Annotated in this window: 13 protein-coding genes; 8 read left to right on the forward strand and 5 right to left on the reverse strand. The window is 68.5% G+C overall.

Annotation, left to right across the window (positions count from 1 at the left end; all coding sequences use genetic code 11):
* Positions 1-198: 198 nt before the first annotated feature.
* Genes F3087_RS29720 through F3087_RS29730 form a run of 3 tightly spaced genes read right to left on the reverse strand, consistent with a single transcriptional unit; the run spans position 199 to position 3,802 of the window.
* Positions 199-1,458, reverse strand: a complete 1,260-nt coding sequence (locus F3087_RS29720; RefSeq protein ID WP_150405399.1) for a glycosyltransferase family 4 protein — start codon at positions 1,456-1,458, stop codon at positions 199-201.
* Positions 1,455-3,032: a 1,4-alpha-glucan branching protein domain-containing protein gene (locus tag F3087_RS29725; protein ID WP_150405400.1), complete on the reverse strand. Its 1,578-nt coding sequence runs from the start codon at positions 3,030-3,032 to the stop codon at positions 1,455-1,457. Before F3087_RS29725 ends, F3087_RS29720 begins: the two co-directional genes overlap by 4 nt.
* Positions 3,029-3,802 carry a class I SAM-dependent methyltransferase gene (locus F3087_RS29730; RefSeq protein WP_150405648.1) on the reverse strand — a complete coding sequence of 258 codons (774 nt, stop codon included), beginning with the start codon at positions 3,800-3,802 and terminating at the stop codon, positions 3,029-3,031. Before F3087_RS29730 ends, F3087_RS29725 begins: the two co-directional genes overlap by 4 nt.
* A gap of 327 nt (positions 3,803-4,129) precedes the next feature.
* Between F3087_RS29730 and F3087_RS29735 the strand changes: the two genes are divergently transcribed.
* The 5 genes from F3087_RS29735 to F3087_RS29755 all read left to right on the forward strand — a co-directional run bounded on the left by F3087_RS29735 (position 4,130) and on the right by F3087_RS29755 (position 8,469).
* The gene (locus F3087_RS29735) at positions 4,130-4,915 is read left to right on the forward strand and encodes an electron transfer flavoprotein subunit beta/FixA family protein (RefSeq protein WP_150405401.1); all 786 of its coding nucleotides are present in this window, start codon (positions 4,130-4,132) and stop codon (positions 4,913-4,915) included.
* A 36-nt stretch (positions 4,916-4,951) separates the two neighbouring features.
* Positions 4,952-5,908, forward strand: a complete 957-nt coding sequence (locus F3087_RS29740) for an electron transfer flavoprotein subunit alpha/FixB family protein (protein ID WP_150405402.1) — start codon at positions 4,952-4,954, stop codon at positions 5,906-5,908.
* Between the two features lie 118 nt (positions 5,909-6,026).
* Complete coding sequence (locus tag F3087_RS29745) at positions 6,027-6,644, forward strand: PadR family transcriptional regulator (protein ID WP_150405403.1); 618 nt, start codon at positions 6,027-6,029, stop codon at positions 6,642-6,644.
* Between the two features lie 59 nt (positions 6,645-6,703).
* A complete protein-coding gene (locus tag F3087_RS29750; protein ID WP_150405404.1) occupies positions 6,704-7,711 on the forward strand; it encodes an ABC transporter ATP-binding protein in 1,008 nt (335 codons plus the stop codon).
* A complete protein-coding gene (locus tag F3087_RS29755; protein WP_150405405.1) occupies positions 7,708-8,469 on the forward strand; it encodes an ABC transporter permease in 762 nt (253 codons plus the stop codon). The genes F3087_RS29750 and F3087_RS29755 overlap by 4 nt, the downstream gene beginning before the upstream one ends.
* A gap of 75 nt (positions 8,470-8,544) precedes the next feature.
* Here the strand turns inward: F3087_RS29755 and F3087_RS29760 are convergent, their stop codons facing one another.
* Complete coding sequence (locus F3087_RS29760) at positions 8,545-9,402, reverse strand: LysR family transcriptional regulator (protein ID WP_150405406.1); 858 nt, start codon at positions 9,400-9,402, stop codon at positions 8,545-8,547.
* Between the two features lie 111 nt (positions 9,403-9,513).
* Here F3087_RS29760 and F3087_RS29765 point away from each other — a divergent pair, with 111 nt between their 5' ends.
* From F3087_RS29765 to F3087_RS29775, 3 genes are all read left to right on the forward strand, one after another.
* On the forward strand, positions 9,514-10,806 hold the full coding sequence (locus tag F3087_RS29765) for an NAD(P)/FAD-dependent oxidoreductase (protein WP_150405407.1): 1,293 nt from the start codon (positions 9,514-9,516) through the stop codon (positions 10,804-10,806).
* A gap of 252 nt (positions 10,807-11,058) precedes the next feature.
* Positions 11,059-11,886 (forward strand): GNAT family N-acetyltransferase, encoded by an 828-nt coding sequence (locus tag F3087_RS29770; RefSeq protein ID WP_150405408.1) that lies wholly within the window; start codon positions 11,059-11,061, stop codon positions 11,884-11,886.
* Entirely contained in the window at positions 11,883-12,923 is a 1,041-nt protein-coding gene (locus F3087_RS29775) for a lysophospholipid acyltransferase family protein (protein WP_150405409.1), read from the forward strand. The genes F3087_RS29770 and F3087_RS29775 overlap by 4 nt, the downstream gene beginning before the upstream one ends.
* Positions 12,924-12,990: 67 nt before the next feature.
* Here the strand turns inward: F3087_RS29775 and F3087_RS29780 are convergent, their stop codons facing one another.
* Positions 12,991-13,338: a DoxX family protein gene (locus tag F3087_RS29780; protein ID WP_150405410.1), complete on the reverse strand. Its 348-nt coding sequence runs from the start codon at positions 13,336-13,338 to the stop codon at positions 12,991-12,993.
* Positions 13,339-13,482 lie beyond the last annotated feature (144 nt).

Here is a 13,482-nt window from a genome sequence, read left to right on the forward strand (position 1 = left end):
GCGGCGGGGGTGCTCACCAGCGGTCGGGCAGCGCGGAAGGCGCCGCGCCGTGTTGCGATGTGCCGCGCATCGTTTGTCGTGCTGCGCACGATTTTGCTGGCAAGGACGTGCGCGGCGGGATGGAACGTGCGCGGCGGGATGGAACGTGCGCGGCGGGATGGAACGTGCGCGGGGGGAGGGGGTGTGCGCGGCGGCGGCCTAGAGCGGCTTCGGATCGCGTTCGGGGAGTGGGCGTTCGACGATGCTCGGCCGGCCGAGCGGATTGCGGACGCGGCGCTTGGCGGAGTGGTAGACCTGCGCGGTTTCGGCGGCGACCACATCCCAGGCGAAATCCGCGGTGAGGCGTTCGCGGGCGGCGTAGGCGCGGTCTTGCGCGGCGACCGGGTCGTCGAGGGTGGCGCGGGCCGCCTCGACCAGGCCGTCGACGTCGGCGGGGGCGAACGAGGCGCCGGTGACGCCGTCGATGACCGCCTCGCCGAGTCCGCCCGCGGTCGAGGTGATCAGCGGGGTGCCCGCGGCGGCGGCCTCGAGCGCGACGATGCCGAAGGGTTCGTAGCGGCTCGGCAGCACGATGGCGTCGGCGCCGTGCAGCCAGCCGAGGAGCTGGGCATGGTCGAGTTGCCCGGCGAAGTTCACCGCGCGGGCCACCCGGTGCACGCGGGCGCGCTCGCGCAGCCACTCGAACTGGGTGCCGATGCCGGCGATGGTCAGCGTGGTGCCGGGGTGCGCGCGGCGGATGCGCGGTAGCGCGGCGATCGCGTCCTGCACGCCCTTCTCGTATTCGAGCCGGCCGACATAGAGCAGCCGCGGCGGTCCGGTGCGCGGCGAGCGCGGCCGAAAGGTCCACGCGCCCACGTCGATTCCGTTGCGGATCACCGTCATCGGCACCCGCTCCGGGCCGTAGAGGCGTTCCACCTCGTCCTGCATCGAGGTCGAGCAGGTGATCAGCGCGTCGGATTCGTTGGCCAGCCACCACTCGACCGAATGCACCTGCCGGTTGACCTTGCCCGCGACCCAGCCGCTGTGCCGGCCGGCCTCGGTGGCGTGAATGGTCGACACCAGCGGCACGTCGTAGTACTCGGCCAGCGCGATGCCGGGGTGCGCGACCAGCCAGTCGTGCGCGTGCACCACGTCCGGCGCCCAGCCGTCACCGATGCCCGGCTTGCCCAGCGCGATGCCGGCCCGCACCATCGCGTGGCCCATGGCCAGCGTCCAGGCCAGCATGTCCTCGCCGAAATCGAAGACCGGCGGGTCCTCCGCGACCGCGACCACCAGCACACCCTCGGCGATGAAGGAGTGGGTGGGATGGGTCGAGGAGTCGGTGCCGGAGGGGCGGCGCGCCAGCACGACCACCTCGTGGCCCGCTACGGCCAGCTCGGTCGCCAGGTGATGCACATGCCTGCCCAGCCCGCCGACCACGACCGGCGGGTACTCCCACGACACCATCAAGATCTTCATGCATGTCCTTCTGCGCTGGACGCGGCGTGCTCGGCAGCCGCGGCGAAGCTTCCTCCGGACCCGGCGCTCCCGAGTCGTCGCGCGTCCACACCGGGGAAGAGTCCGTCAGCCGACCCCCATCCTGCCGCCAACTGCTGTGCTTTCGCGAGTTGACCCGCTCCGACGGCGGCCGCGATCTCCCGCACGGCGTGCGCGTGCCGGTGCGCGCGATCGCGCGCGTAGCCCGCGGCGGAGTCCTTGCTGACCATGAACGCCCAGTCGCTGGACACGGTGAGGATGGCCTCGCGCAGCAACTGATCGGCGACGTTGTCGCGCAGCGCGAGCGCGCCGTCGGCCGGGCGCATCTTGTCGACCGTGTCCAGGGTGAGCCGCACGATGTCGTCGTTGAGTTCGACCAGGTCCTGCACCTGATCCCCGGCCCAGACCCGCCAGTCCTTGCCCGAACCCCACGAAGAATCGGCCAAAGGCACCGGCTCCCCGACGAATCCGCGTTCCCGCGCGTCGGCCAGCGTGCCGACATCGACACCGGCTTCAGGCAGCGCCCGCAACACCTGGGCCAACCACTGCGGGCCCTCGTGCCACCAGTGACCGAACAGCTCGGTGTCGAACGCGGCCACCACCAGCGCGGGCCTGCCGATCCGCGCGGATTCGCTGACCAGTCGCTCGCGCACGGTCTGGACGAAGTCGTCGACATCGCGGCCGATCGCCGCGGCCGCGAGTTCCGGGTCGTACGGGGCCTTGTCCGGACCGGCCACGGTCTTGCCGGTGACCCGGGACGGCTTGAGACCCGTCGCGTGGTCGTAGTGATGAAAGTCACGGTAGGCGCTCTGGCCCGGGTAGCCCGATTTCGGCGACCAGACCCGGTAGCTCACCTGCAGATCACGGCCAAAAGCGACCACATCGGACTCGCGGACCGGGCGGCCGAGGGTGGTGTCGCCGCGCAGTGCGGGTCCGTCGACCATGAAATGGGTCACACCAGCGTCGGCGTAACCGATCTCCATGCCCGGTGTGTAGCCGCATTCCGGCGCCCAGATGCCGGTCGGCGTGTGCCCCCAGCGATGACGCGCGTCGCTCAGTCCCTCGGTGAGCTGGAACTGGCGCAGTCGCGGATCGAGCAGCGGCTGGAACGGGTGCGCCAGTGGGCCGCCGAGCAATTCGATGGTCTCGGCGTCGATCAGCTCGCGCCAGACCGGCGCCGCGCCGTGCCGCCAGTGCTGCTCGAAATCCGCCAGAGCCGCTGTGGCCAAACGATGTTCGTGCCGGCCGAGGGCGATGTTGCCGGCCATCGCCGCCTCGTCGGCGCGCAGCTGCCAGTTGCCGAGCCAGTGGTGCATGCCGGCCAGGCAGTGCGGGTCGTCCAGCTGGGCCGCCAGCACCGGCGTGATGCCGAGGCTGAGCAGATGCGAACGCCCTTCGGCGGCAAGCGTTCTCAGCACCTCGGCGACCGGGAGGTAAGACGCCGCCCAGGATTGGTAGAGCCATTCCTCGCCGACCGGCCAGCGGCCGTGGTGGGCGAACCAGGGCAGATGGGAGTGCAGGACCAGGCTGAACTGGCCGGGAACCGCCTTGTTCAAGGCTTCACCGCGATGGCGACCAGATCCAGGCTCGCGTCGATGTCGTCGGCGATCAGGGCGAAGTCGTCGATGGTGACGGCGGCGACGTCGGCGGTGAGGTCGGCCGGCCACGGTTCGCCGGCCAGCGCGCGCTCGATCTGCGCGTCGATGAACGAGCCACCGTGCTTGGCGTCCAACGCTTTCAGGCTCGCGCCGTGGTGCACGCCGGTCATCTGCGCGACCTCGAAGCCCGCGTCGAGCAGCAGTTCGGTCAGCTCGGCGGCGTTGAGCTCACGGGTGTGGAACGGGTTGAGCGGGGTGTCGCGGCCGGGGGAGAAGGTGATCCGGTTCGGCGTGCTGATCAGCAGCTCGCCGCCGGGGCGCAGCACCCGCAGGCACTCGCGCAGGAACTGGCCCTGGTCCCAAAGATGTTCGATCACTTGGAAATTCACCACGACGTCGACCGAGGCGTCGGGCAGCGGCAGTGCGGCCAGGTTGCCCTGGATCATCTCCACCCGCGGGTACCGCGCGCGCACGTGCTCGACCGCGCCGGTGTCGTAGTCCACGCCGGTGACCTTGGTGGCCACCGAGGCGATCATGTCCGCGCCGTAGCCTTCGCCGGAACCGGCCTCCAGCACGGTTTTTCCGGCGCAGCGGTCGAGCAGGCGGGCATAGGCGATCTCGTGTCTGCGGAACCAGTAGTTCTCCTCGGCAATGCCGGGGACGGTCCGTTCGCCGGTCAACGGCAGCGGTTCGACGGCGCCGATGGCGGTCGCCGGGGCGCCGGTCATACCCGTCGGGTCGTCCACTGCGGCAGGGATCACAGCCTCGCTCATCACTCCGACGTTACTGGTACTGAAGGTTTGCGGGATACCCGCACCCGTTCACCGGGATGCCCGTACCCAGTGTGGATGGGCCGTTCGGCGGGGGTCGCGTGGGTGGGCTCCAGCCCGGCACGATATCGCTGGGTCTGGCGTTGTGAGAGAGAAGCGGTTAAGTTACCCACGAGTAACTTAACGTAGGGTAGTGTCACGCCCTGAGCTACTCACACGGACGTACGGCGCCGCCTGTGCGACCACTCCATACGTGTAACCAGAACAGGAGGTCGACGAAGACCGATGCCGAACATCGTCGTACTCATCAAGCAGGTTCCCGACACCTGGTCCGAGCGCAAGCTGACCGATGGTGACTACACCCTCGATCGCGAAGCCGCCGACGCCGTCCTCGACGAGATCAACGAGCGCGCCGTCGAAGAAGCGCTGCTGATCAAGGAGGCGCAGGGCGGCGAGGTCACCGTCCTGGCCGCCGGTCCGGACCGGGCCACCGAGGCCATCCGCAAGGCGCTGTCCATGGGCGCCGACAAGGCCATCCACATCAACGACCCGGCGATCCACGGCTCCGACGCCGTGCAGACCGCCTGGGTGCTGGCGAGCGCGCTCGGCCAGGTCGAGGGTGTCGAGCTGGTCATCGCGGGCAACGAGGCGACCGACGGTCGCGCCGGTGCGGTCCCCGCGATCATCGCCGAGTACCTTGGCCTGCCGCAGCTCACGCACCTGCGCAAGCTCACCATCGACGGCGACAAGGTCACCGGCGAGCGCGAGACCGATGATGGCGTCTTCAAGCTGGAGGCCACCCTCCCGGCCATCGTCAGCGTGACCGAGAAGATCAACGAGCCGCGCTTCCCCTCCTTCAAGGGCATCATGGCCGCGAAGAAGAAGGAAGTGCAGACCTTCACGCTGGCCGATCTGGGCGTCGACCCGTCGACCGTCGGTGTCGCGAACGCGGGCACCACCGTCACCGGAGCCACCCCGAAGCCGCCGCGTACCGCGGGCGAGAAGATCGCGGACGAGGGCGACGGCGGCACCAAGATCGCCCAGTACCTCGTCGGTCAGAAGATCATCTGATTTCGCCGGTCTGAGACTGCTTAGGAGAGAACACAAATGGCTGAAGTACTTGTGCTCATCGAGCACGCGGACGGTGCGATCAAGAAGGTCAGCACCGAGCTCCTGACCGCCGCCCGCAACCTGGGTGAGCCGGCCGCCGTGGTGCTGGGCACCGCGGGCACCGGCGAGAAGCTGGCCGAGGCGCTCGCCGCGGCCGGCGCGGCGAAGATCTACATCGCCGAGTCCGACGACGTGGAGAACTACCTGCTCACCCCGAAGATCGACGTGCTCGCCGCGCTGACCGAGCAGGTCTCCCCGGCCGCCGTCATCGTCGCCGCCTCGGCCGAAGGCAAGGAGGTGTCGGGCCGCCTCGCCGCCCGCATCGGCTCCGGCCTGCTGGTCGACGTCATCGACGTGAAGTCGGACGGCACCGCCGTGCACTCCATCTTCGGTGGCGCGTTCACCGTCGACGCGAAGGCCACCGGCGACGTGCCGGTGATCTCGGTGCGCCCGGGCGCCATCGAGGCCTCCGCGCAGGCCGGCGCCGGCGAGAAGGTCACCGTCGAGGTGCCCGCGCAGGAAGACGGCGTGGTCAAGGTGACCGCGCGCGAGCCGATCGTCGCGGGTGACCGTCCCGAGCTCACCGAGGCGAACATCGTCGTCTCCGGTGGTCGCGGTGTCGGTTCCGCCGAGAAGTTCTCGGTCGTCGAGGAACTGGCCGACTCGCTCGGTGCCGCCGTCGGCGCCTCGCGTGCCGCGGTCGACTCGGGCTACTACCCGGGTCAGTTCCAGGTCGGCCAGACCGGTAAGACGGTCTCGCCGCAGCTCTACATCGCCCTCGGCATCTCCGGCGCCATCCAGCACCGGGCCGGCATGCAGACCTCGAAGACCATCGTCGCGGTCAACAAGGACGAAGAGGCCCCGATCTTCGAGATCGCGGACTACGGCATCGTGGGCGACCTGTTCAACGTCGCCCCGCAGCTGACCGAAGCGGTCAAGTCCCACAAGGGCTGATCCGCGACAGCTTTCCTCGAACGGCCCCGGGCTTCGGCTCGGGGCCGTTCGCGTATCCGGAACCTGCTGTGCGGGAAGGCGTTCCGATTCGCCGCCGCGGGTGCGATAGCCTGCGAGTATGGCTGTTCCTACCACCCGGATGCTGGTGCTCGCCATCGTCCGGCTGCTGCAACCGGTGCACGGATACGACGTTCGGCGTGAGCTGCTGTCCTGGCATGCCGACGATTGGGCGAATGTGAAGCCGGGGTCGATCTACGGGGCGCTGAATACCTTGCAGCGCGACGGGCTGATCGCGATCGAGGGGGTCGCGCAGGACGGGGCCCGCCCGGAGCGGACCACGTATCGGCTCACCGGCGAGGGGGAGAAGGAGTTCGGCGAGATGCTGCGCACGTCGTTGTACTCCGCCGAGCAGCCGAAGAATCCGTACTTCGCCGCGGTCGCGCTGTTTCCGGCCGCGCCGCGCGACGAGGTCATCGCCGCGTTGCACGGCCGGATCCTCAAGTTCGAGGCCGAACTGGCCTTCACCGAGCGGGAGGTGGCCCGGATCCTGGCCGGCAGCGGCAATCCCGCGGAGTCCGAGCCGCACCACGTGGCCGACGCGATGCGCCTGTCCGCCGACCATATCCGGGCGGATCTGACCTGGTCCCGAAAGACGTTGGAGCGCATCGAAACCGGTGAACTCGACGTGTGGGGCGGGGTGAACGGCGCGCTGGGCGCCTGGGAACCACCGATGTGATGATCAAGCCTGAATAGTAAAGCTTGACTATTTGGTCGATCGTTCCTACCGTAAGCGGTGTGGAAACGATCGACACCGTTCGTGGCCGCACACGCACCGCGGTCATCGAGGTGCGTGGGCTCGCCCGAACCTTCAACACCAGAACCGGTCCCGTCGAGGCGGTCAAGGGGGTCGATTTCGCCGTGCACGACGGCGAAATCCTCGGTCTCCTCGGCCCGAACGGCGCGGGCAAGACGACGACACTGCGGATGCTCAGTACGCTGATCGCGCCGACCGCGGGCGAAGCGGAGGTCTCCGGCGCGGATCTACGAACCGAGGCGCGACTCGTGCGGTCGCGGATCGGGTACGTCGCGCAAGGCAACATGACCAACGATCCCGAATTGGTGATCGACGAATTGGTCCTGCAGGCAAGGCTTTTCGGCCTGAGCAAGCCGCAGGCGACGCGCAATGCCGAGGAGCTGCTCGCCGCGCTCGACCTGGACGGACTCGGCGGGCGCAAGTGCGCGCAGCTGTCCGGCGGCCAGCGCAGGCGGGTGGACATCGCGCTCGGTCTCGTGCACGGCCCGAAGCTGATCTATCTGGACGAGCCGACCAGTGGCCTGGATCCGCAGAGCCGGGCCAATCTGTGGGAACACATTCGGGGACTGCGCGATCGGGGCACCACCATCGTGCTCACGACGCACTATCTCGAAGAGGCCGACGCGCTCTGCGACCGGCTGCTGGTGATGGACCACGGCGGCATCGTCGCCGAGGGCACACCCGACGAACTCAAGCGCCGCATCTCCGGCGATGTGGTCAGCATCGAAATCGCCGACGAGCAAGCCGATCTCGCGCTGCGGGTGGCCGAGGCCGTAGTCGACGTGCGGTCCGGGGTCAGAGCCGAGGATGCGGGAGCGACAGTGGTGCACCTGACCGTCGAGCGAGGCGACGCCGCCGTGGTGCCCTTGCTGCGGGCTCTGGACGAACGGGGGATCACGCCGGGCGCGATCACGGTCAAGCGGCCGAGCCTCGACGATGTCTTCCTCACCATCACGGGACGTTCACTGCGCGAAGGGAATCGGTCATGAGGTTCGCACACGACACCGGGCTGATCTTCTGGTCCCAACTGCGGAGCAATCTGCGCAACCCGATGTGGGTGATGATCGGCCTGTCGCAGCCGGTGCTGTATCTGGTGCTGTTCGGTCCGTTGATCAAGGGCATCGCGCCCTCGCTCGGCACCGACGTCGACCCGTGGAAGATCCTCACGCCGGCCTTGGTCATTCAGACCGGCCTGATGGGTTCGCTGTACGCCGGATTCGCGATCATCTCGGAGTTGCGCGCGGGTGTCGTAGAGCGGCAACGGGTTACGCCCGCCGATCGGGGAGCGCTGTTGCTCGGACGGGTGCTCAAGGACATGGTGGTGCTGATCGTGCAGGCCCTGGTTCTGGTCGGCGTCGCCGCGCTGGCCTTCGGATTGCGGCCGGACCCACTGGGTTTGGTGCTGTCGGTGCTGCTGATCGCGGTGATGGCGGCCGGTCTCGCGGCGGTGTCCTACGCGCTGGGCCTGTGGGCCAGGGACGAGGGCACGCTCGCCTCGGTGCTCAACACCCTGACCCTGCCGATCATGCTGCTGTCCGGAATCCTGCTGCCGATGGCCGTCGGACCGACCTGGCTGCAATACATCGCGAAGGCAAACCCGTTCTCGCACACCGTGGATGCCGCGCGGGCGCTGTTCCGCGGCGACCTCGGCAGCGCCGACGTCTACCTCGGCACCGGCATCACCGTGGCGGTTGCGCTGGTACTCATGGTGATCGGCGCCCGCAGCTTCGCCCGGGAGAACGCCTGAGCGAAACCTGCCAGGGCACTGACTGATTCATAACGGACGACCCCGAGTCGACGCTCGGGGTCGTTCCTTCGCCGGTCAGGGCCGATGCAGCCCGGCGAGCAACGTGGTGAGAATCGGTGAGCGGCGCACATCGCTGCGCAGCACCGCGGAGACCGGAATGCGCAGCTTCTGCTCGGCCAGCTTCAACACGACCAAACCCTCGGTGGAACTTTCCGCGTACAGCACCGTCCACGCGTCGGGCCGGTTGATCAGCTCCAACGTCGCGGTGTGATCGGGCGGAATCGGCGGACCGAACGTCGGCCCGGTGGGCAGCTCGGCGAACGCCGACCGAATCACGGTGTGCAACAACACCTGTTCCTGCTCCGGCGGCAGCAGCAGCGGATACCTGCTCAGATCCGACAGCGTCACCGTCTCCCTGGTGGCCAGCGGATGCGCGCTGGAGGTGGCGATCACCAGATCCTCCACCCACAGCTGCTCCACCTCCAGCCCGGGCTGATCGACGCTGCCGCGAATGAGCGCGAGATCGCAGTCGCCGTCGGCCACCGCGGTGATCCGCTGCCGGAACGGCTTGATCACGAACTCGATCTCCGCCTCGGGGTGCGTCGCGCGGGCGCCGGCGATCGCGGACAGCGAGCGGGTCGCGAAGGACATGTTGGCGGCGAGCCGGATCCGCGGGCCGACGGTGCGCACCGCCGCCCGGATCGCGGACTCGAGGCTCAGCATCTGTTTCGCAAGGGGAAGTAGCCGTGCGGTGGCGTCGGTGGCCACGACCGATCTTGTCGAGCGTTCGAACAATTGCACGCCGAGATCGCGCTCGAGCCGGGAGATCTGATGGCTGATCGCGGACTGTGAGATAAAGCACCTCGCGGCCGCTCCGCTGAAGCTGAGCTCCTCGCAGACGGCCACGAAGTAGGTGAGCTGCCGAAGTTCCACAGCGCCTCCGATTAATGACGGATCGAGATAAGAGTCATCTGAATTATGCGCCCTAACTCCTGAAATATCCTCGTTCCCGATGACGGTTGGTAATGAGAGAAGGAGGCTGTCATGCAGTACGTGGATGCGGGAATCGAAACCGCGGGTGTCGTCATCGTCGGATCGGGGTTCGGCGGACTCTCCGCCGCCAAGCAACTTGCCAAGTCGGGTATCGATTACGTGCTGATCTCCAGCACGCCGGAGCACCTGTTCCAACCGTTGTTGTACCAGGTAGCGACCGGTGTGCTGGCATCGGAGGAGATCGCGCCGCCGATCGCCTCCATTCTGCGCCGCCACCGCGAGGCCGACGTGCGCCTCGGCAAAGTGGTCGCCATCGATCCGGACAAGGCGATCGTCACCTATGAGCACGACGGCGAGCAGCGCCGGATCCGGTACGGCTCGCTGATCGCCGCCACCGGCGCCAGCCAGTCCTACTTCGGCCGTGACGATTTCGCCGAGAAGACCTTCTCGCTCAAGACCATCGACGACGCCAAACTCCTTCGCGCACAGATCCAGCGGGTCTTCGCCGAGGCCGCGGGTGCCGACGAGGAGACCAAGCGCAGGCTGCTGAGCTTCGTCGTCGTCGGGGCGGGCGCGACCGGCGTCGAGGTGGCCGGTCAGCTGAAGGAACTCGCGAAAAGGTACTACCACCAAGAAGTTTCGGTCACCCTGGTCGAGGGCGCGGGCGAGGTGCTGCCCCCGTTCGGCGGCGGGCTGTCGGAGTACGCGAAGAAGTCGTTGACCCGCACCGGCGTCGACGTGCTGCTCGGCACCTTCGTCACCGATATCGAAGAGGGCAAGGTCACCGTCAAGGACAAGAGCGGCGTCGAGCGCGGCATCGCGGCCGAGACCATCGTCTGGTCGGCCGGCGTACAGGTCGGCGGGTTCGCGAAGGTCCTCGCCGAGGCCACCGGTGTCGAAACCGACCGCGCCGGAAGGCTGTTGATCAATCCCGACCTCACTGTCGGCGGCTATGCCGACATCTACGCCATCGGCGACATGACCTCCTTGAACGGCTACCCGGGCCAGTCGCCGGTGGCCATGCAGGAGGGCAGGCACGCCGCGGACATCATTCGCCGAAAGAAGCAGGCGGGCACCGCGTTCAAGTACTGGGACAAGGGCAGCATGGCGGTGATCAGCCGGTTCAGCGCGGTGACCAAGCTGAACGACAAGATCACCTTCCGCGGCCTGATCGCCTGGTTCATGTGGCTCGCCGTGCACCTGTTCTACCTGGTCGGGTTCCGCAACCGGTTCGCCGCGGTGGCGTCCTGGCTGGTCGCCTTCATCGGCACCGGGCGGCCCGGGTTCGCCGAGGTGACCAAGGCCGCCGAGAAACCACGCGTCTCCGAGAAATCGGCCGCCTGAGGCCCGTTCATCCGCCGAAAGCCGCAGCGCGAACACCTCGCGCCGCGGCTTTCGCGATGTCGGCGATATGTCGAAATGTGTTCCACGCGAGGCGTTAAGCAGCTGAAAGACGCGGTTGCGGCGCGCGGGCGCGAACGGGGCGCGACGGTCCGGTGAACGCTCGGTGTGATCATCGTCTCGTTCACTAAACCGGCATCGGCGGGACACTTCGAGGTCGCTCCAGCGCAGTGTCCGGCTGGGTTCATTGACGATATGACTATTACGTCCGTGTTGACAGCCCCGGCGCGCTCGACGGACTCCGGGGTGGAACGGTCACGGTACTCGCTGGTCGTTTCGTCCGATGCCGAGCACCGCATGGCGGCGCAGCGACTGCGCTACGGCGTCTTCGCGAGCGAGCCAGGGTTCCACATCCCCGACAACGGCACCGGCCTCGACGCCGACCGTTTCGATGAGCACTGCGACCACCTGCTGGTTCGTGACGACCTGACCGAAGACTTCGTCGGCTGCTACCGGATGCTGCCGCCGGACAAGGTCGCCGCGGCCGGCGGTTACTACACCGCCACGGAATTCGATCTGGCCCAACTGGATCCGGCCGGCCGCCGGATCGTCGAGATGGGCCGCGCCTGCGTCGTGCCCGACCACCGCAACGGCTCGGTGCTGACCCTGATGTGGGCGGGCATCCTGCACTACATCCAGCTCACCGGTTACGACTGGGTGATGGGCTGCGTCTCGGTGCCGATGCAGGACAGCCCGGCCGACGAGCCCGGCGTGAACGTGCGCGGCGTGCGCGATCTGCTGCTCGGCCGGCACGGCTCGGATCCGGAACAGCGGGTGCACCCGCTGCGCCCGGTGGTCGTCGACGGCAAGACCCTCGACGACATGACCCCGCCCGCGCGGCCCAAGCTGCCGCCGCTGCTGCGCGGCTACCTGCGCCTAGGCGCGGAGATCTGCGGCGAGCCCGCGCACGACCCGGACTTCGGCGTCGCCGACTTCGTCGCCGTCCTCGGCCTCGACACGATCAACACCCGCTACCTGAACCGGTTACAGGACGCGGCCGCGACCTTCGACGGGGGACGGTGAGGACTGTGGTCTTCGACGCGCCGCCCGCCCAGGCCACCGCACACGCGTGGATGCCGTCGAGCCCGTGTGGGCCCGGCTGCATCGAGTCGATCGACCAGGTCGGTACCGGCCGGGTCGTCGGCAGGCTGCTCGGCGTCGCCGGGCTGCTGATCAGCTTCCCGGTGCTGAATCTGGTTACGCCACAGGGCAAGCGCGAACGCTTGCAGCGCGGTTACGCGCGGACGCTGCTGAGTTGTCTCGGCATGGAATTGCGGATCGTCGATCGCCGGATCGACCAGAACGGGCGCGGTGCTGTCGATGAGGGCAGCACCGCGCCCGCCGTTTACGCGCCGTCCGGCACCGGGGCGATGGTCGTCGTCGGGCACATCGGCTGGACCGACATCGTCGCGCTGGCCGCCGTGCAGCCGCTCGGCTTCGTCGCCCGGGCGGACATGGTCGACTGGCCGGTGCTCGGCAAGCTGGCGACGCTGATGCGGGTCATCCCGATCGAGCGGGAGAAGCTGCGCGCGCTGCCCGGTGTGGTGGCGCAGGTGGGCGCCCGGCTCACGGCGGGCGAGCGGATCGCGGTGTTCCCCGAGGGGACCACCTGGTGCGGTCGCGCGTACGGCAGCATGCGGCCCGCGCTGTTCCAGGCGGCCGTCGACACCGCGACGCCGGTGCAGCCGGTGCGGTTGCGCTATCTGGATCGGCACGGCGTCCAGTGCACGGTGCCGGGCTTCGTCGGCGAGGACACCTTCGCCTCGTCCGCGCGCCGGGTACTGCGTTCGCGCGGCATGGTCGCCGAGGTGGTGCTGGAGTCGGTGCAGGCGCCGGGCACCGATCGACGTGATCTGGCGCGCCGCTGCGAGGCCGCCATCCGCGGCGCGGAACTGTCGCGCCACGGTGCGCTCGACGCCACGGTGTGGATCGAGGCGGGCAAGACCCGGGTCCAGGATCCGTCGGTCGGTGCCGACGCCCCGGAGGTGCGCAGGCCACCCCGTCGCCTTCGCCCCGTTTTACGCGGCCGCGGCCGTCGAGTCGAGACGGTCGGCGGGTAGTCAACGTCGGTTCACGAAAGCAGCCGCAGGCAATTGCCTGCGGCTGCTGGTGGTCTGTTCGGCCGACCTACCGGGCGATCTGCAGCGCCAGGGTGGCGGCGGCCGGGACGAGGTACAGCACCGGGAAGATCGCGGTCTGGTACGAGCGGGCCCGGATGGCGGTTGCCGAGGCCAACAGGAAGTACGCGATCAAGCACACCGCCGCCGCGATGCCGATGGCCGGGATGAAGAAGCCGACGATCAAGCCGAGCGCGCCCGCCGACTTGGCCAGGGCCAGCCAGTTCCACCAAGCCCGCGGCACGCCGTACTGCTCGAGCGGCTCGACAACGAACTGCTTCTGCGCGGCCAGCGAGTAGCCCGAGAACCCGATCCACAGGGCAGCGAGCACACCGACGATGTAGTAAGCGACGTTCATTGTTCGATCCTTTGTTCTTTCGGCAGCGTGTCTGCCTGGTTACCGGGAAGACGACGCGGTGATCCGGGGTGTGACATCCGGGCCGCGGGATCCGGCCGAACGAGACGCAGGTCTCATTCGAGGAGATCGATCCCGCCGAGACGC

The organism is Nocardia colli (assembly GCF_008704205.1).
In the GTDB taxonomy this organism is placed as follows: Bacteria; Actinomycetota; Actinomycetes; order Mycobacteriales; family Mycobacteriaceae; genus Nocardia; species Nocardia colli.